At 40.5% G+C, this 18768-nt stretch carries 20 protein-coding genes and 1 other RNA gene; 16 read left to right on the top strand and 5 right to left on the bottom strand.

All coding sequences use genetic code 11. From position 1 onward, the window contains the following. The 13 genes from PF327_RS08950 to PF327_RS08890 all read left to right on the top strand — a co-directional run. Positions 1-286, top strand: a 286-nt coding sequence (locus PF327_RS08950; RefSeq protein ID WP_289402221.1) for an NADP-dependent isocitrate dehydrogenase, incomplete at its 5' end; no start/stop codon positions are given. Positions 287-551: 265 nt separating this feature from the next. After that, positions 552-1505, top strand: a complete 954-nt coding sequence (mdh, locus tag PF327_RS08945) for a malate dehydrogenase (RefSeq protein WP_008241709.1) — start codon at positions 552-554, stop codon at positions 1503-1505. Positions 1506-1518: 13 nt separating this feature from the next. Further along, positions 1519-2370, top strand: a complete 852-nt coding sequence (locus PF327_RS08940) for a fumarate hydratase (protein ID WP_008241710.1) — start codon at positions 1519-1521, stop codon at positions 2368-2370. A gap of 9 nt (positions 2371-2379) precedes the next feature. Then, a complete protein-coding gene (locus PF327_RS08935; protein ID WP_289402220.1) occupies positions 2380-2937 on the top strand; it encodes a Fe-S-containing hydro-lyase in 558 nt (185 codons plus the stop codon). 205 nt (positions 2938-3142) lie between these two features. Continuing rightward, positions 3143-4540, top strand: a complete 1398-nt coding sequence (gene fumC, locus PF327_RS08930; protein ID WP_289402219.1) for a class II fumarate hydratase — start codon at positions 3143-3145, stop codon at positions 4538-4540. Between the two features lie 189 nt (positions 4541-4729). Beyond that, a complete protein-coding gene (sucC, locus tag PF327_RS08925; RefSeq protein WP_008241713.1) occupies positions 4730-5902 on the top strand; it encodes an ADP-forming succinate--CoA ligase subunit beta in 1173 nt (390 codons plus the stop codon). A gap of 3 nt (positions 5903-5905) precedes the next feature. Beyond that, positions 5906-6775 carry a succinate--CoA ligase subunit alpha gene (sucD, locus tag PF327_RS08920; protein ID WP_008241714.1) on the top strand — a complete coding sequence of 290 codons (870 nt, stop codon included), beginning with the start codon at positions 5906-5908 and terminating at the stop codon, positions 6773-6775. Positions 6776-6926: 151 nt separating this feature from the next. Continuing rightward, positions 6927-7205 carry a heavy-metal-associated domain-containing protein gene (locus PF327_RS08915; protein WP_008241715.1) on the top strand — a complete coding sequence of 93 codons (279 nt, stop codon included), beginning with the start codon at positions 6927-6929 and terminating at the stop codon, positions 7203-7205. A gap of 103 nt (positions 7206-7308) precedes the next feature. Further along, an RNA gene (gene rnpB, locus PF327_RS08910) (RNase P RNA component class A) lies at positions 7309-7652 on the top strand. A gap of 152 nt (positions 7653-7804) precedes the next feature. Further along, positions 7805-8512 carry an efflux RND transporter periplasmic adaptor subunit gene (locus PF327_RS08905; protein WP_289402218.1) on the top strand — a complete coding sequence of 236 codons (708 nt, stop codon included), beginning with the start codon at positions 7805-7807 and terminating at the stop codon, positions 8510-8512. A 47-nt stretch (positions 8513-8559) separates the two neighbouring features. Then, positions 8560-9753 (top strand): aspartate aminotransferase family protein, encoded by a 1194-nt coding sequence (locus PF327_RS08900; RefSeq protein WP_289402217.1) that lies wholly within the window; start codon positions 8560-8562, stop codon positions 9751-9753. Continuing rightward, positions 9728-10924 carry a TolC family protein gene (locus tag PF327_RS08895; protein WP_289402216.1) on the top strand — a complete coding sequence of 399 codons (1197 nt, stop codon included), beginning with the start codon at positions 9728-9730 and terminating at the stop codon, positions 10922-10924. Before PF327_RS08900 ends, PF327_RS08895 begins: the two co-directional genes overlap by 26 nt. Beyond that, complete coding sequence (locus tag PF327_RS08890; protein ID WP_289402215.1) at positions 10914-11900, top strand: SAM-dependent methyltransferase; 987 nt, start codon at positions 10914-10916, stop codon at positions 11898-11900. The genes PF327_RS08895 and PF327_RS08890 overlap by 11 nt, the downstream gene beginning before the upstream one ends. Before the next feature lie 8 nt (positions 11901-11908). Here PF327_RS08890 and PF327_RS08885 read toward each other — a convergent pair whose 3' ends face one another. The 3 genes from PF327_RS08885 to radA all read right to left on the bottom strand — a co-directional run bounded on the left by PF327_RS08885 (position 11909) and on the right by radA (position 14099). Next, entirely contained in the window at positions 11909-12283 is a 375-nt protein-coding gene (locus PF327_RS08885) for a hypothetical protein (protein ID WP_008241720.1), read from the bottom strand. 96 nt (positions 12284-12379) lie between these two features. Then, complete coding sequence (gene acpS, locus PF327_RS08880) at positions 12380-12730, bottom strand: holo-ACP synthase (protein WP_008241722.1); 351 nt, start codon at positions 12728-12730, stop codon at positions 12380-12382. 16 nt (positions 12731-12746) lie between these two features. Continuing rightward, on the bottom strand, positions 12747-14099 hold the full coding sequence (radA, locus tag PF327_RS08875; protein WP_289402214.1) for a DNA repair protein RadA: 1353 nt from the start codon (positions 14097-14099) through the stop codon (positions 12747-12749). Between the two features lie 185 nt (positions 14100-14284). Between radA and PF327_RS08870 the strand changes: the two genes are divergently transcribed. Next, positions 14285-14989, top strand: coding sequence for a lysophospholipid acyltransferase family protein (locus PF327_RS08870; protein WP_008241725.1), 705 nt, complete (start codon positions 14285-14287; stop codon positions 14987-14989). Here the strand turns inward: PF327_RS08870 and ftsY are convergent. Continuing rightward, positions 14982-15848, bottom strand: coding sequence for a signal recognition particle-docking protein FtsY (ftsY, locus tag PF327_RS08865; RefSeq protein WP_289402213.1), 867 nt, complete (start codon positions 15846-15848; stop codon positions 14982-14984). The genes PF327_RS08870 and ftsY overlap by 8 nt on opposite strands. A gap of 3 nt (positions 15849-15851) precedes the next feature. Then, a complete protein-coding gene (locus tag PF327_RS08860) occupies positions 15852-16523 on the bottom strand; it encodes a TlpA disulfide reductase family protein (RefSeq protein WP_289402212.1) in 672 nt (223 codons plus the stop codon). A gap of 59 nt (positions 16524-16582) precedes the next feature. On the opposite strand from PF327_RS08860, the gene PF327_RS08855 reads away from it, so the two are divergent. Then, positions 16583-17146: a 5-formyltetrahydrofolate cyclo-ligase gene (locus PF327_RS08855; protein ID WP_289402211.1), complete on the top strand. Its 564-nt coding sequence runs from the start codon at positions 16583-16585 to the stop codon at positions 17144-17146. Between the two features lie 94 nt (positions 17147-17240). Next, positions 17241-18767: a ribonuclease Y gene (gene rny / locus PF327_RS08850; RefSeq protein ID WP_289402210.1), complete on the top strand. Its 1527-nt coding sequence runs from the start codon at positions 17241-17243 to the stop codon at positions 18765-18767. The last annotated feature ends 1 nt before the right edge of the window (position 18768 follow it).

Here is an 18768-nt window from a genome sequence, read left to right as displayed (position 1 = left end):
AGCACCAGGAAGAAAAGTAGGTCAGCCGGATAACAAAGCTTCTCACTTCTACTTGGCACAGTACTGGGCAAATGCATTGGCTAACTCAGGTGATGCAGAATTGGAAGCGAAGTTTACTTCTGTTGCAAATGCACTTAACGAAAAAGAAGAAGTGATCATTGCTGAACTTTTAGAAGTTGAAGGTAAGCCTCAAGATGTTGGTGGATATTTCCACCCGAATGATGAGTTGGCTGCGAAAGCGATGAGACCATCTGCTACACTAAATGCGATTATTGACGCTATCTAAGTAGTTATCTATACAAGCATTGTACTTTTTTTGTACAATGCCTGTAACCAAAATAAAATAAAATTGCGGTATTCTACGCATTCATCAGAACTATGTTCTGAACACTTCTTAATTATCTAGTGTAAAAAGATACTTTCGACACAGATGTGTCACTAAACGTAGGGTTGATGTAAACCTCTTTTATCGCAAGGCATAATTGATAACAAAAGTTATGAGTTATGTTTTGCTCTGGGGTCCCCTATAGTTCTCACTCAAAAGGATTGTAATGGTAAAAAAAGGTAAAAAAGTAACAGTTATCGGTGCAGGAAATGTTGGAGCGACAGTTGCATTTATTTGTGCAATGAACGGTGTATGTCACCATCTTGTATTAAGAGATAGAAATATTGAGATCGCTAAAGGTAAAGCATTGGATATGTCACAAGCAGCGAATGCAGCAAGATCACATACCATTGTATCTGTAGCTGAGGATGCTTCTGAAATTGCAGGATCAGATGTCGTTGTGATCACTGCCGGAAGTCCAAGGCTGCCAGGTATGAGTAGAGATGATCTGCTTATGATCAATGCAGAGATCACAAAAGAGGTAGTTGCAGATGTAAAAAAATATGCACCTGATTCAATCATCATTATGGTTTCAAATCCTCTTGATGTTATGACCTATGTTGCACTGAAAGAATCAGGTTTCCCAAAAGAAAGAGTGGTTGGAATGGCAGGTATTTTGGACTCTGCTAGAATGGCGCACTTCATTTATGAAAAAATTGGTTACGGGGCAGGGCAGATACGTGCTTCAGTGATGGGTGGACATGGTGATGATATGGTTCCCCTACCTAAATTCTCTACGGTTGCTGGTGTACCGTTAACGGATATTTTATCTGAAAAAGAAATTTGTGAAGTAGTAGAAAGAACCAAGCATGGTGGGGCAGAGATCGTAGGTTATCTTAAAACAGGATCAGCATACTATGCACCGGCTAAATCTACAGCGATCATGGTTGAAGCGATCTTAAAAGATACGAAACAGATCCACCCTTGTGCAGTCTATCTTGATGGTCACTACGGATACTCTGATGTTGTCTCAGGTGTGCCTGTTGCCCTTGGTGCAAATGGCGTTGAAAAACTTTTTGAAATGACATTGAATGATGATCAAAAAGAGAGATTTGCAAAAAGTGTTGGCTCTGTGAAAAGTATGATCGATGTACTTAAAGAGAAGAAATTTTTTGACTAAAGGCTAATGATAGATGAGAGAAATTGAATTTGATGTTGTTGTAAAAGCGGTAAAAGATATGATCATGCATTGTGGTACGGACCTGCCACAAGATACGTATGATGCACTCAAAGCTGCTATGGAGGCTGAAAAGTCACCGGTAAGTAAAGAGGTGATACGCCAAATACTTGAAAATGCCAACATCGCGAAAGATGAGAAGAGACCACTTTGTCAAGATACAGGTTTAGCAGTCTTCTTTGTAAAGGTTGGTGAGGATGTACGTATTAAGGGTGGTCTTCTGAGAGATGCCATTAATAAAGGAACAGAAGAGGGTTACACAGAGGGGTACTTAAGAGCCTCAACATGTGAGCCGTTCAGCCGTTTAAATCTGAAAGATACGGTAGGATATAACCTTCCGGCTATTATCCATTTTGATATCGTTTCGGGAGATAAGATCGACATTGAATACGCTGCAAAAGGTGGTGGTTCAGAGAATGTTTCTCGTGCAAAAGTTCTACCTCCTGCAGCGGGGAAAGATGGTGTAGTCGAGTTTGTAAAAGAGGTGATCTCTGATGCAGGTGGAAACCCGTGTCCTCCTATCACTGTAGGTGTCGGGATCGGTGGAACCTTTGAAAGAGCAGTGATTTCATCTAAACATGCACTGTTTAGAGATCTTGAGACAACACACGAAGACCCGGAAATGGCTGAACTTGAAGAACGAATTTTGACTGAGATCAATAATCTTGGTATCGGTGCCATGGGTATGGGTGGAACAAAGACGGCGTTGGCTGTGCATATAGAATCCAACCCTTGTCACATTGCATCACTTCCTGTCTCTGTCAATGTTCAGTGTCACTCATCGAGACATACACACATCACGATATAAGGGGAAGGAATGGCTACGTATACGTTAACAACACCACTGACTTCTGAAGATACAAAAAAACTTGTTGCTGGAGATACTGTTTTATTGAACGGTACTATTTATACGGCAAGAGATGCTGCACATAAGAGACTGGTAGAACTGATCGAAGCAGGTGAAGAACTTCCGTTCGATTTAGAAGGTTCTGTGATCTATTTTGTTGGACCAACACCTCCTAAACCAGGTGACCCGATCGGTAGTGCAGGTCCAACGACTTCTTACAGAATGGACACCTATTCCCCGACGATGTTAAAACATGGTTCAAAAGGGATGATAGGAAAAGGTAAAAGAAATCAAGCGGTTAAAGATGCCTGTGTTGAATATGACGGTATCTATTTTGGTGCTACAGGTGGTGCTGGTGCATTACTCGGTAAACAGATCCGTTCAGCAGAAGTCATTGCGTATCCTGAACTTGGTCCAGAGGCTGTGAGAAAGATCACAGTCGAAGATTTTCCTGTCACGGTTGTCAATGATACCAAAGGTAATGATATTTATCAGATGGGCCGTGCACAGTACGAGGTCAAGGATTAAAGTCCTGTACATATGTGGGGCTAACCCCTGCATTGTATAGAATGAAAAAAACCTTCAATTACGTGATACTGTATCAAACTATAGAGAGTGTCACCTATTTTCTACCATATTACTATTCACTTTTTTTCATTTTTGCTTCTTATCAATATTTCATTAACCGAAACATAGTACCATAGTCAATAATGATGATGGGAAAGGATCACTGATGGATTATAGAATAGAAAAGGACACAATGGGAGAGATGCAGGTTCCTGCTGACAAATACTGGGGTGCACAGACACAAAGATCATTACATAATTTTGAGATCGGCAATGAAAAAATGCCGATTGAAGTCGTTTATGGCTTTGCCAATCTCAAAAAAGCCTGTGCTTTGGTCAATCACTCTTTAGGACGTCTCAGTGATGAAAAAACAAAAGCGATAGCAGAAGCATGTGATATGGTGCTATCAGGCGAACTAGATGATAACTTTCCGTTGGTAGTATGGCAAACAGGTTCAGGTACACAGTCGAACATGAACATGAATGAAGTCATTGCCAATAAAGCAACAGAGATCCTGGGTGGAGATTTTACGAAAGAAAATCTGGTACATCCCAATGATGATGTAAACAAAGGGCAGAGTTCAAATGATACCTATCCCACGGCGATGCGTATTGCCGAAGTAGTAGCGGTAACAGATACCCTGCTCCCTGCAATTACCCAACTGAAACGTACACTGGAAGAAAAATCGAAAGCTTTTTTTGATGTGGTAAAGATAGGGAGAACACACCTTCAAGATGCAACACCGCTTACGCTGGGACAAGAACTATCCGGGTATGTAGCGATGTTAGAGACAAATCTCAAGCAGATCAATGATGCACTTGTCTACTGTAAAGAGGTGGCAATCGGTGGTACGGCTGTAGGGACGGGTCTGAATGCACACCCAGAGTTTTCACAAAGGGTCGTGGTACAGTTGAACCAGTTTATGGCAAAAAATTATGGATTTGTTTCTCAGCCGAATAAGTTTCATGCCCTTACCGGCCATGATGCTGAAGTCGTGCTCAGTGGTGCACTGAAAGCACTGGCTGCAAACTTAATGAAAATAGCCAATGATATACGATGGTTGGCATCAGGTCCCAGATGTGGTTTAGGTGAGATCGAAATACCAGCGAATGAACCGGGATCTTCTATCATGCCTGGCAAAGTCAATCCTACACAGGCAGAAGCAATGACAATGGTTGCAGTGCAAGTGATGGGTAATGACACGGCAGTAGGGATCGCTGCATCTCAAGGGAACTTTGAACTCAATGTATTCAAGCCCGTCATTGCCTATAATGTCTTGCAATCTATTAGACTTCTCTCTGATACCCTAAGAAGTTTTGACAGCAATTGTGCAGTAGGCATCAAGCCGATCAGAGAAAATATCGACAAATTTTTAAATGATTCATTGATGTTAGTGACGGCATTGAATCCTCATATCGGGTATGAAAATGCAGCAAAAATCGCAAAGCAGGCACATGCAAATGGTACAACACTGAAAGAAGAAGCTGTAGCACTTGGGTTGATGTCTGCAGAAGAGTTTGATAAAAATGTGAAGCCCGAAGAGATGATTTCACCCAAAGCATAATTTTTTATCGCCCTTTTGTTACCAAAAGGGACAATATAGCTTCTACACTATAAAATCTAACACAATATTACCAACTTAAATGTGTAAATACATAACAGTTTTTTAAAATCACTATCTTTTATAGGCAAATTAATCAAACCTTATTCTCTTTCATCGTATAGTAATGCAATTTTATTAAAAGGAGTACACGTGAATATTCATGAGTATCAAGCGAAACAAATATTCCAAAAGTATGGTGTTCCAACACCTAGAGGTATTATTGCCAATACACCTGATCAAGCAGTAGCGAATGCACAAGAGCTGGGTGGTAATATTTGGGTAGTAAAAGCACAGATCCACGCTGGTGGAAGAGGACTAGGAGGTGGTGTTAAACTTGCTAGGTCTGAAGAGGAAGTAAGAGAACTTGCTAAAGAGATCCTAGGTATGACTCTGGTTACACACCAAACAGGACCAGAAGGTAAATTGGTTCAAAAAGTCTATATTGAAGAGGGTGCAGCGATTGCAGATGAGCTTTATCTTTCTGTTGTACTTGACAGAGCTGCTGAAATGCCGATCATCATGGCTTCAACTGAAGGTGGTATGGATATTGAAACTGTAGCACACGAAACTCCTGAAAAGATCATCAAAATCAAAGTAGATCCTGCGATCGGTTTCCAACCTTATCATGGTAGAGAACTTGTATTCGGTCTTGGTATCACAGATAAAAATGAACAAAAGAAGATGATGGATTTTGCTTCTAAACTCTATAAACTTTATATGGAAAATGATGCAGAGATGATCGAGATCAACCCATTGATCAAAACTGAATCTGGTGACTTCTTGGCACTTGATGGAAAAATGGGATTCGATGACTCTGCACTCGGACGTCACCCGGATATCGAAGATATGAGAGATATCTCTGAAGAGGATCCTGATGAAAGAGAAGCAAGTCAGTATGGTCTTTCTTATATCGCACTTGATGGTGAGATCGGTTGTATGGTAAATGGTGCAGGTCTTGCAATGGGTACTATGGATACGATCAACTATATGGGTGGAACACCTGCGAACTTCCTTGATGTTGGTGGTTCAGCAAATGCAGAAACAGTGGCAAAAGGGTTTGAGATCATTCTTAAAAATCCAAATGTTAAAGCTATTTTTGTAAATATCTTTGGTGGTATCGTAAGATGTGATAGAATTGCAAACGGTATTCTTGAGGCAACAAAACTTGTAGATGTACATGTACCTGTTGTAGTGCGTCTTGATGGTACAAATGCACCTGAAGCAGCAGAGATTCTTAAAAATGCAAATATTCCAAACGTTATTGCAGCAACAGATTTAGCAGATGGTGCAGCAAAAGCAGTAGCAGCGGCAAAGGGAGAGTAATAGATGTCAATTTTAGTAAATAAAGATACAAAAGTAATCGTTCAAGGTTTTACAGGTAAAGAGGGTTCTTTCCATGCTGAGCAGTGTATAGACTATGGTACAAATATCGTAGGTGGTGTTACACCGAACAAGGGTGGACAAACACATCTTGGAAAGCCTGTATTTAATACAGTGAGAGATGCTGTAGAGACTACTGGGGCAACTGTTTCTATGATCTTTGTTCCACCGGCATTTGTAGCAGATGCAGTGATGGAAGCAGCTGATGCGGGTATTGAACTTGCCGTGATCATTACAGAAGGTGCACCGGTTAGAGATATGCAAATGGCTAAAGCACATGCTGTGAAGAACAATATGAAAACGATCGGTCCAAACTGTCCTGGTATCATTACAGCTGAAGAGTGTAAGATCGGAATCATGCCTGGTATGATCTTCAAAAAAGGTAATATCGGACTGATCTCTAAATCTGGTACATTGACCTATGAAGGTGCAAACCAGGTATGTAATGAAGGGTATGGTATCTCAACAGCTGTTGGTATCGGTGGTGACCCAATCATCGGTCTTAGCTACAAGCAACTTCTAAAAATGTTCCAGGAAGATCCTGAAACTGAAGCGATCGTAATGATCGGTGAAATTGGTGGAGATCTTGAGATACAAGCAGCAGCGTATATCAAAGAAAACATTACTAAACCTGTGGTTGCTTTCATTGCAGGTCAAACTGCACCAGCAGGTAAAAGAATGGGACACGCAGGTGCAATTATCTCTGGTTCTGCAGGTACAGCAAAAGAGAAAATGGATGCACTTCAGGCAGCAGGTGTGAAAGTGGTTGTTTCTCCAGCTGAGATCGGTAAAGCAGTGAAAGAAGTTCTTTCTTAATTGATACGATTTGAGTGGGCAAGTATGCCCACTCCACATATTCCTTTCTTAAACTCATTTTATTTCCACTTATTCTAATAACATAATATTATATTTCACATTTAGTTTTTTTGACTATAATACTACTCACTTAAAACGTCAGGAGTTATTTATGCAGCAATCATTTGAGGTCTTTAATGTCAAATGTGGGGGATGTGCGTCTACACTCAAGAGTAAACTTGCCAAAGAGTTCGGGGAGATAGAAGTTGATTTAAACGTAATTCCACGTAAAATTACGTTAGATATAGAAGACAAAGATGTAGATAAGTTATCTCAAGCACTCAAAGCACTTGGTTATCCTTTGGCTTCAGAAGAGATGAGTTTTATGGACAGTACTTCGGCAAAAGCAAAAAGTTTCGTTTCTTGTGCTATAGGTAAAATGAACAGTTAGACTGGAGCAGTGTTTATTTTATATCTATACATTTTTATGGATAGTTCATTTAAAAAAATCCTCTAAATCTATTTTTCATCTCTATTATATGGTATAATTGTATTAAGGTGAATAGGTAGTTGCTGGTGGTATAAACCACGAGAGGAAAGTCCGGGCTGCAAGTGAGACAGAACTCCATCTAACGGATGGCCAGAGTGATCTGAGGGCAAGTGCAACAGAAAGTAGGTAGCCACTTCGGTGGTGATAGTGAAAGGGTGGGGTAAGAGCCCACCAGTGCTTATGGTAACATAGGTAGCTAGGTAAACCCTGTTCGCAGCAAGAAGTATATGGTATAAGTCTCACAAGCTGTTAGATCAGCACTCATACTTTGCTTGAACGTATTGGTAACAATACGTCTAGATAAATAACTACCCACGACAGAACCCGGCTTATCGTTCACCTTATCTTATGATTCGAACTTCATGATCTCCAAAAATATAAAAAACCGTTGTTTTCAGAGTCTATTGGTAAGGAAAGGGTCTTCCTGGAGATGCTTCTTTGTATTTCATATTCAGCACTTAACACTATTTTGATATAATCAGTGAAAAAAGAGATGGTGAATGAAAGCTTTTTTATTATTACTGACCCCATTAGTGATCTTTGCAAAGGTACACTATGCAAAAGTAGAACCCTATGAATCTGTGACATTGAAGTCTGCAGTCAGTGCCTTGGTGATGGATGTAGATCTCGAAGCAGAAGGGAGCGTGGTGGATCAAAAACGTGTGATCTATCTGGATGATTATTTGGATAAAGTGAACTTGAAAACATCGAAGGAAAATCTTCTCATTCTTCATGAAACTTTAAAACGAAAAGAGTCATATTTTCATCGTATAGATAAGTTGAAAACAACATCTGCTGCCCAAAAAGATGATGCATTTTATAGTTTTGCCGCTGCAAAAACACAGTATTTGGATATGCAGTATAAGATCGCTCAGCTTGAAGACAGTATTGAAAAAAAATCTATTGTACTCAAAAATATGTATCTGTATGAAATCATGGTACGCAAAGGAGACTATGTCACTCCAGGTTCACCTTTGGCAAAGGTAGTGGATGCGAGCAGAGCAAAGCTGGTACTTTTTTTAGAACCAGAAGAGTTGGATAAGATAGAGCAAAAAACAGTCTATCTTAATGGTGAGAAGACAGTCTATAAAGTGGATAAAGTATGGAGCGTAGCAGATGAGAAGTTTATCTCTTCTTATCGTGCAGAGATATACATCCCCGCACCTGAGGGATCATTTTCAGAGCTGTTGAAAGTAGAGATAAAATAATTATTACAAAACAACACTTTGCTATAATACTGTAAAGACTAATAAAGATGGAAAAAATGAATTTAGAACAACAAGATAAACAATATGTGCTTCAAACCTATGCACGTGACTATACGAACTTCGTCAAAGGTGTAGGATCTACACTCTATGATGAGAATGGTAAAGATTATATAGACTTTGCTTCTGGTATCGCTGTAAACTCCGTAGGACATAACCATCCTAAACTGGTTGAAGCTATCTGTAATCAGGCAAAAAATATCATTCATATCTCAAACCTTCAAGTGATAGAGCCTCAGGCAAAGTTGGCACAGAGAATGGTAGAGCTCAGTGGATATGATATGGGAGTATTCTTTGCTAACTCTGGTGCAGAAGCGAACGAAGGGGCGATCAAAATCGCTCGTAAGTATGGTGAGACCAAATTTGAAAACAAGCGTTACAAAGTGATCACACTTGAACACTCATTTCATGGGCGTACGATCACCACAGTCAAGGCTACGGGTCAGGAGAGTTTTCATACACCGAACTTTTCACCTTATCCGGAAGGATTCAGCTATGAAAAGAGTATCGAAGACGTCTATAAAGCCATTGACGATGAGACCGTAGCGGTATTGATAGAATTGGTTCAAGGTGAGGGCGGGGTGCAGCCTTTTGAGAAAGAAGAGATCCAACAGCTTGCTAAACACCTTAAAGAAAAAGGTGTACTGCTTATAGTGGATGAGGTGCAAACAGGTGTCTATCGTACCGGCGAGTTCCTTGCTTCCAATCTTTACGAGATCGAACCGGATATCATTACCCTTGCCAAAGGACTTGGCGGCGGTGTGCCTATCGGTGCGGTGATGACCAAACATAAAGATGTTCTGGTGGCTGGAGATCATGGAAGTACGTTTGGAGGTAATTACCTCAGTACTGCTGCGGGTCTTGCAGTGCTGGATATCTTGTATCCATTGTATGACGATGGTACGATAGATGAAACACTGGTATACTTTTCCCAGAAACTGAATAAGATGGCTGAGAAGTATACACATTTGTTTGAAAAAGAGGTAGGATTGGGATTGATGCGGGGGCTTCGTGCTCAAAGTGCTGAAGTTCAGGCAGGTGTGATAAAGAATTGTATGGCTGAAGGTCTCATTGTCCTTAAAGCAGGACGTAATACAGTACGTTTTCTACCAAGTATCACCATCAGTAAAAATGAGATCGATGAAGGGTTCAAACGTTTTGAAAAAGCTATTTCTTCTTTGTAGTTTACTAGCATTATCATTGATACATGCTGATGAATTGGGTGACATCCTCTCTGATAATAAAGAGCTGATCTTTGATTATCAGTTGGAGAGCAATGAACTTGAGAGTGATATACTTTCAAAGAGTTGGTTGAACCCAGTCAGAGTACAGTACAGTAAGAATTTTACGACACAGTTTACCGATATAACGGTGATAACCGGAGGGTATTCTGTTATTGTAGATCAGCCTATATTTAAATCAGGGGGGATCTATTATGGTATCAAGTACTCACAGGCACTCCGTGATGCAACGAGAGCAGATATAGAGCTTCAAAAACGTACGATGATCGGTGATGCTATCTCCATACTTTTTAATTTGAAAAAAACCAAACTTGAACAAGAAAAAATGAAGTATCAGATCAAAAATGATGCGATCGATATACGTCAAAAACGTGACAGTTATGATGCCGGTCTACTTGACAGTAGTTTTTTGGACCAGGCAATTTTGAAAAAAAGTCAGGATGAAACGGCACTGCTTGAAATGGACCTGACACTGATGGAGCTCAAACAGAAGTTTGCCCTCTTAAGTGATAAAGATCCGGAGAAGTTACGTCTCCCTGCATTAAAACTGATGAGTAAAACAGACTACAGTGAATCAAACCTGGAACTTAAAAGGGACAGGCTGCGTGCTGCTCAGTCAGACTATAACCAAAAAGTGACATGGGCAAAGTACCTTCCTGAAGTCTCTTTACAAGGGCAGTATACGGATGCAGATCTTAACCCACTGTTCGCGAGACCCGGTCTTGAAGAAAAGTATTATACCTACGGTTTTACAGTTTCCATGCCATTGGATATCAACTCTTTTTCTGACATTGAGGCCAGTAAAGTTGAAAAGCTAAGGGCTGCAACAGAATTGCTTGACCGAAAAGAGACGGTGGACGAAGAGTATGATTGGATCCATAACAGTTTAAGTATTCTGGATAAAAAGATCCTCTTGGCCCAAAAAGATGAAAAGGTCTACAACAGCCTCTATCGTTTAACGAAAAATCTTGCAGAGGCAGGTGAGAAGACCTCTTTTGATGCGGAGGTTATGCATAACTCTCTAGAGATAAGAAAGATAGATCAAAAAATATATCATATAGATAAACAACTGCAGTTATTAAAACTTTATGTACGGATAGAGAATGCAATTTAGCGACTATATGAATGCATGGCTGTATGGCGAAGAGGGTTACTATAAAAATTTTAAAGCGATAGGTAAATCCGGAGATTTCTATACAGCTGTGAGTACCAGCAGATTTTTTGGTGCCAGTATTGCCAATTATTTCTATACTCTTTTGAAAGAGGGTAAGGCAGACAGGAACGGATGGCTGATAGAGATAGGTGCACACCAGGGATATTTGATCTGTGACATGATACAGTGGCTTTATACGTGTGACCCGACTTTGGTACAAACACTGAAGTTTGGTATCGTAGAACGCCAGCCTGAAGTGCGAAAGGCGCAATTGGCTTATATAGAGGAGCGTTTTGGTACTGATATACAGATCACACATTTTAATGACATTGCAGAAGTTGAAGCAGCCTATGCATTTGTTGTCGCCAATGAAATTTTTGATGCTTTCCCTTGCGAACTTTTAAAAAATTACAAGATAGCCCTGGTCAAAGAAGATCAGATAGAGTGGGTAGAAGCGCCTGAAGAGATGTTGAACTGGGCTAAAAAACATCATTTAAAACAGGGTGAGATCGCCATAGGCTATGAGGCGTTTGCAAAGGAGATGGCAGAAGGTATAGAGAGATGTGATTTTGTCTCTTTTGATTATGGTGAGAAGTATGTACGTAATGACTTCTCCATACGTGTCTACAGGGCACATGAAACCTTTCCTCTGTTTGATGAAGCACTGGTCCTGTCTGAATCTTATAAAAAAGATGATATTACGTATGATGTGAACTTTGGACATGTCAGTGAAGCATTTACAGCAGCAGGTTTTGAAGAAGTTGCTTATGAGACACAGGCGCGTGCTTTAATACGCTTTGGGATCATTGATATTCTTGAAAGCTTTGCCAAACAGACAACGCAGGCAAGGTATATGAGTGAAGCAGATAAGATCAAAACACTGATATCTCCCACGATGATGGGAGACAGGTTTAAATTGATACATTTCAGAAAGTAGCGTTTCTGCTATCGTGTCGCTTTGAGCATTTTACATCGTTTGATGGAAGCAGCTTCACTGCCGAACATCGCAGCATATTTTTCGAACTTTTCTTGCGTGATCATCGCAATACACTCTTCTTTGTCCATGGTATTTGAAGTGGTACTGGCCATTTGCTCAGCTATCTCTATTTTTTCGTTTTTCTTTTTATCCTTGGGATACATGTAGGCTGTATCAAAATTGGTATCATCCACTTCTTTGAGTTTTATCTTTTTCTTTGGAGGGGGAGGAAGGTACGTTTGTTTTACAACATGAGGGGTATTTTTGACTTTATTTTCCACAGTAGGTTGGTCACATCCTCCCAAGAGCATCAGAATAGCGATAGTGATGATGCTATATTTCATATCTACTCCTTTAGGCAATAATCATATGCTTATTGTAATATAATCCACCGATAATTACAATAATACTTTTTAAAATCTAGAAGAGTAAGAGGGTGGTCATTGGCTAATGACTGCAACGGCGATAGCAAACCCTCCATCATGGCTGATGGAGAGCGAAGATGTTTTGATCTGGTGTATTTTTTGTGCTTCTTTACTGAGTATAAATGTAGGAGCACCACGGGAATTTTTGGTGATGATGATATCATGGAATGTGAGTTCACTGCCAATGCCGCAACCCAACGCTTTTGCAATAGCCTCTTTCGCTGCCCAAAATCCAGCGATAGAGGCTGTCTTTTGTACGAATTCGATCTCTTGGGGATTCAAAAAACGTTGTTTAAATTTATCACCAAACTGTGTTAATGCTTTTTCTATTCGCTTGATCTCTACGATATCTGTTCCTATTTTCATACCTATATTATATCTATTACATCCACTCAACAACTTTAGAGACTTCATCGGCTATAAAACATTTAACGTTAGTTTTTTCAAGTGGCTTATTGGGTATGACCGCTTTTGTAAATCCTTGCGTTGCGATCTCTTTGAGACGTTGAGCGAGTCCTGAGACTTCACGTATCTCACCAGTCAGACTGACTTCACCCAGAAAAAGTGTCTCTGCACTCAGTTTCCTGTCTCTATAGCTGCTTAATATAGCTGCGATGATCGCAAGATCGGCAGAGGGTTCATGTATTTTGATCCCTCCTGAGACATTGATAAAGACATCATAGGTACCCAAAGGCAGATCCAGTTTCTTTTCAAGGAGTGCCAAAAGCATACCCAGACGATTGTTATCAAAACCGGTCGAACTTCTTTTAGGATGTCCATAGGATTCTGAAACCAGTGCCTGTACCTCTACGATGATAGGACGGCTTCCCTCCATGATAACAGTGAGTGCAGAACCTGACTGGAGATGGTCCTTGTTGAAAAATTTACCTGCCATACTTTTTGCATCGTTTAATCCCTCTTTGTTCATTTCAAAAATACCCACTTCATTGGTCGCCCCGAAACGGTTTTTAAACCCGCGCAGTAGACGAAGGTCGGAGTTTGTATCTCCTTCGAAATAGAGCACCGTGTCTACCATATGTTCTAGGACCCTAGGACCCGCTATGGAACCATCTTTGGTAATATGCCCGATGATAAAGATAGGTATCTGTAAAGACTTCGCGATACGCATCAGTTCAAAAGTGATCATACGTACCTGTGTGACCGAACCAGGAGCAGAGGGGTTTTCATCAGAGTAGAGGGTTTGTATGGAGTCGATGACAATCAGTTCATAGGCGTGATTACCGATCTCTGAGAGGACAGAACCAAGATTGATCTCAGGGAGCAGAAAAAGGTTTTCATGGTTTGCATCCAGTCTATTGGCACGCAGTTTTATCTGTCCGGCAGACTCTTCTCCAGAGACGTAGAGGACCTTTTTTGATGCTCTTGCCAGGTTTCCTGCGATCTTGAGTAGAAGGGTCGATTTTCCTACCCCCGGACTGCCTCCTATGAGGGTAAGTGAACCCGGGACAATACCTCCGCCCAGTACCAGATCCAGCTCTCCGCTTCCTGAGGTAAAACGGATAATATTGTCTTCTTCTATCTGTGTAATCGGTTTTGCTTTGGGGATAGCTGAACCTGAAGCACTGGAACTTGAAGTCTCTTTCAAAAATTTGATCTGGTCAGCACTTAGTTCGATCATTGTTTCCCATTGATCACATGATGTACATTTTCCCATCCATCTTGGAGATTGAAATCCACATGCCTGACATTCAAATAGTGTTTTTTTCTTTGCCATGATTTGCCTTCTGTTCTATTGTGATGGTATTATAGGATGATATGATGTAAAAATGAGAAAATATGTCATATTGACATCTTTTAAAGCTCTCCGAATGTCAATGATGTGTAGATGGACAGGGTGGTATATCATGTATACTTTTTAACTCTTTTGGTTATAATTCCGGCATATATGAAGGAAAACCAGTGACATTTAATACTATTAAACAGCTTTTCTACGGTCTTTATCTGACAAACAGTTTTGGGTATAGATTAAGTAAAGTCAAGGACCCTATGGAGATCAAAAGATTAAGGCTTGCCTATTCTGAGGCACAGCTTGATGCTTTACATATTTCAGTGAAGGTTGAAAATCCGGAAAAACTGCCACAAGAGGGCCAATATCTCCTTGTGGTGAACCATAGAAGTATCATTGATCCGCCTCTCATAGAAGTAGCACTGAAGCATACAACAATATTTGGTCCATGGATCTCCAAAAAAGAGCTCTATAACTCTTTTTTCTTTGGACTTTTTGTCCGGAATGCGGGTTCCATACTCCTTGATAGAGAAAAGAGCCAGATGAGCGGTTTTTTTGCTGAGACAAAAGAGGCGGTCAAACGTGGAGAATCCATTTTTATTTTTCCTGAAGGGACACGAAATAAAACAGACAAAGCAGTGACAACATTCAAAGAGGGGTCACGCCTCATCGCTTTGAAAAACCGTCTGCCTATTTTGCCTGTGTATATTAAAACGGATGCGGACAAGGCATTGAAAAATGCATTAAATGACAGTAAACTGGCACAAGAGGTGACCATTGTCATTGGTGATGTCATCGATTACAAAGAGAAAACAAGCCTTGAGATCAGGTATCGTGAAATGTTTTCTCTTGATGACGAGGCTGAGACCTCTAAATAAAGATCTCGTCGAGTATCGTATTGATATACTCATTCGCCTTGAATTGAATAAGGTCTTGAGGCTGTTCTCCCGTACCTATATAAAAGATAGGCAATTTTAATTCATCAGCGATACTGAATACAGAACCACCTTTGGCGGTACCGTCAAGTTTAGTAATGATGATACCATCAACCCCGATCATATCATTGAATGCTTTTGCCTGGTTGATAGAAGAACTGCCTTGTGTACCATCCAGAATAAGCATTTTACGGTGTGGAGCACCATCAAGCGCTTTTCCTGCGACACGGATCATTTTTTTGAGTTCTTCACTCAGGTTCGTTTGTGTGTGGAGTCTCCCTGCGGTGTCAATGATGATATTATCAAAACCTTTGGCTTTTGCAGACTCGATCGCATCAAAGACTACAGCAGAGGGATCATGCCCCTGTTGTGTCGCAATGATAGGGATCTCTAATTTGTCTGCCCATCTTGTAAGCTGTTCTATTGCTGCGGCACGGAAAGTATCTCCAGCCCCCAGCATCACCTTTTTACCTGCTTGTTTGTAGCGATATGCCAGTTTGGAAATGGTCGTTGTCTTTCCTGCACCATTGACACCTATGATCATCTCTACAAAAGGTTTGGCATCACTCTCTTTGAAGTCTGCTTTATACTGAAAAACAGAGATAAGTGAGTTGAATGCCTGGATTCGATTTATCTTGTCAGGTAATCCGGTTAAAATTTTTTCTACAAGTTCATAATGTACATCTGCTTCAAGCAAAATATCTTCAAATTCATCTTTGGGGATCACTTTTCGTTTTGTTGGTGCAACATCTTTGATGGCATCACTGGTTTTACCCAATACTTTTTTTAATAAATTAAACATGTTCTATTCCCTTGCTTCTAATTGTTTTTTTGCTTGTTGTATATCGTATTCTATCATCTCGACGGGAACGGCACCTTCATAGTGTGTGAAGTACTCCCCTTTGACATATATGACTGTAAGGGGGATCGGAAAGTTCTTAGGCAGGTCGAGTGTCGTTGCCAGATGATCTGCAAAGGTATCGTTTTCTGTACCGTTGGAGATAAAATAATTGATCTGGTTTTTTGCCATAAAGCTCCCCAATGCATCTTGTGTGATCGTGTCATGGGTAAGTATACCTACAACAAAAAGCTCTTCTTTGTATTTTTTCTGAAGATCATTCAAATAGGGTATTTCTCCGATACAAGGCGGACACCATGTAGCAAAAAGATTGACCATGACAATCGGTTGTTTGGCATCCTGAAAAACGACTTGTTGATCGGAGATAGCCACTTTATGACTTTGCACTTTCGTGTTGATGAGTGTAAAGACCTTTGAGGGTATTTTCGGTACCGATGATTTCACTTGAGGAAGCACACCTTTTTGTAGCGTTTTATCCTTTTTTGCAATCACTTCAGTTGTGTTTTCAGTGGGAAGAGGGGTGGATTTAGGTTGTTTCTCTTCTCTTACGATAAAGACGATCAAAAGAATGAGTAGTAATAGTAATAATGAAAGAAGCGCAGCTGTTTTTTTATGCACACAGACCCTTTTGGTATAATTAGTCTGGCGATTATAGCCAAAGAGCAATAAATAATAAGATGAATAGATGGATGAGTATGACAAAAGAGGGTAAAAAAAAGCAATTTAGATGTGAGAGCCTGGAACGGTTAAAGAGGGTTTCAGGATGTGGCAGTTATAAAAAAGATAAGACAATAGTACAGGCACTCTATCAATATATTGTGGAGAATAAAGCTAATACGGTGATGCTTTATATCCCTTTGGGAACAGAGGTGAATATCTATCCTCTCATACGGAGATTACGCATGGAGAAGAAACTGCTCTATGTACCGTTTATGGAAGGTGCAAGTTTTAGGTTGGTAAAATATAGACTTCCACTAAAGAAAAAGAAGTTTGGGATAAAAGAACCCAACGATTCAAAACAATACAGAATAAAAAATATAGATATTGCTATCGTACCTATTGTGGGAGTCGATCTAACACTGAGACGTGTTGGATTTGGCAAAGGTATGTATGATAGATTTTATGAAAAACAGAATAGATATATCAACAAAACAGTTTTTGTAGCGCGTGAATTGTGTTACAGCAAAGAGATCATAACAGACGATTATGATGTAAAAGCAGACATGATTATCACCGCTTAAATAGGTTTTGCTAAAAAAGCAAAGCTTGGATGATCGCATAGCGTAGGAACCTGGTTCGTATGTTAGGGGATATGTAATGAGCAAAGGATAAGTAATGTTAGGGATAATAGGGGTTTCTGGTATAGCTGGTGCAGCTATAGGCACAGGTGTGTGTTACCTGTGGTTAAAAAAGAGCACACAGAACAAATTCTCATATATAGAGTCAGAAGCCAAAGCCAAGGCCAATGCGATAGCAAAAGAGACGGAACTTTTACTCAAATCTGCACATGTAAAGATCAAAGAGAATGAGTTGGAACAAGAGCGTGAGTTTCAAAAACGTGTGGCAAAGGTAGATGAACGTAACCGCACCTTAATATTGAAAACCAAAGAGTTGACGTCTAAAGAAGAAAGTTTAAAACTCTTGGAAAAGAGGGTATTGGAGAAAGAGAAGCAGTTAGATAAACTTGAGCAAAGAAAACAAGAAGAGATTGCCAATACCGTAGATAAAATGCAACATATCGCATCTTTGACCAAAGAGGAAGCCAAAGCATATATTTTAGAGAAGGTGGAAGAGCAGAGCCGTGCAGATGTTGCCAATATTGTACGCAAGTATGAGCAGATAGCAAAAGAAGAGGGTGAGCGAAAAGCCAATTATATTTTGGCACAGGCCACGACGCGTTATGCAGGTGATTTTGCAGGAGAGCGTCTGATCAACCTTGTCAATTTGCCAAGTGATGAGCACAAAGGACGTATCATCGGTAAAGAGGGTAGGAACATCAAGACACTGGAGATGCTCTTGGGTGTGGATATCGTGATAGATGAAACACCGGGTGTGATCCTTGTAAGCAGTTTTAATCTCTATCGAAGGGCTATTGCAACCAGGGTGATAGAGATACTGGTAGAAGATGGACGTATCCATCCGGGTCGTATAGAGGAAGTCCATGCCAAAGTGGAAGAGGAGTTCGAACAAAAAACATATGAAGAGGGTGAAAATATCCTTATAGAACTAGGGCTCTTTCCTATGCATGAAGAACTGGTGAAACTTTTGGGCCGTATGAAATACAGAGCCAGCTATGGACAGAATGCACTGGCACATACTTTGGAGGTAGCCAAACTTGCGCGTGTCATGGCTGCCGAAATGGGTGGAGATGAAAAACTTGCGCTTCGTGCCGGTCTTTTGCATGATATCGGCAAGGCTTTGACACAGGATATGGGTGGTTCACATGTAGATATCGGTGTAGAGCTTTGTCGTAAGCATGGAGAACACCCTACGGTGATCAATGCCATCTATGCCCATCATGGATATGAGGAACCTGACTCTGTGGAGAGTGCTGCGGTATGTGCTGCAGATAAACTCTCTGCAGCAAGACCCGGAGCAAGAAGAGAGGTGCTTGAAAGCTTTACAAAACGTGTGAAAGAGGTTGAAGATATTGCACTGAGTAAGGAGTATGTCACGCAAGCCTATGCCATTAATGCAGGCAGGGAGATACGTGTATTTGTCAATGCCCAAAAGATGAATGACAATGAAACCGTACTCTTAAGTAAGGAAATTGCCAAAGAGATAGAGGAAAAAGTACAGTACCCCGGTGAAATAAAAGTGAATGTGATCCGTGAAACCCGTGCTGTCAATTATGCGAAATAAA

Origin of the sequence: Sulfurovum xiamenensis (genome assembly GCF_030347995.1) — a bacterium.
Classification (GTDB): Bacteria; Campylobacterota; Campylobacteria; order Campylobacterales; family Sulfurovaceae; genus Sulfurovum; species Sulfurovum xiamenensis.
Note: the sequence above shows the minus strand (reverse complement) of the source record. Positions and strands in the feature narration are given on the sequence as shown.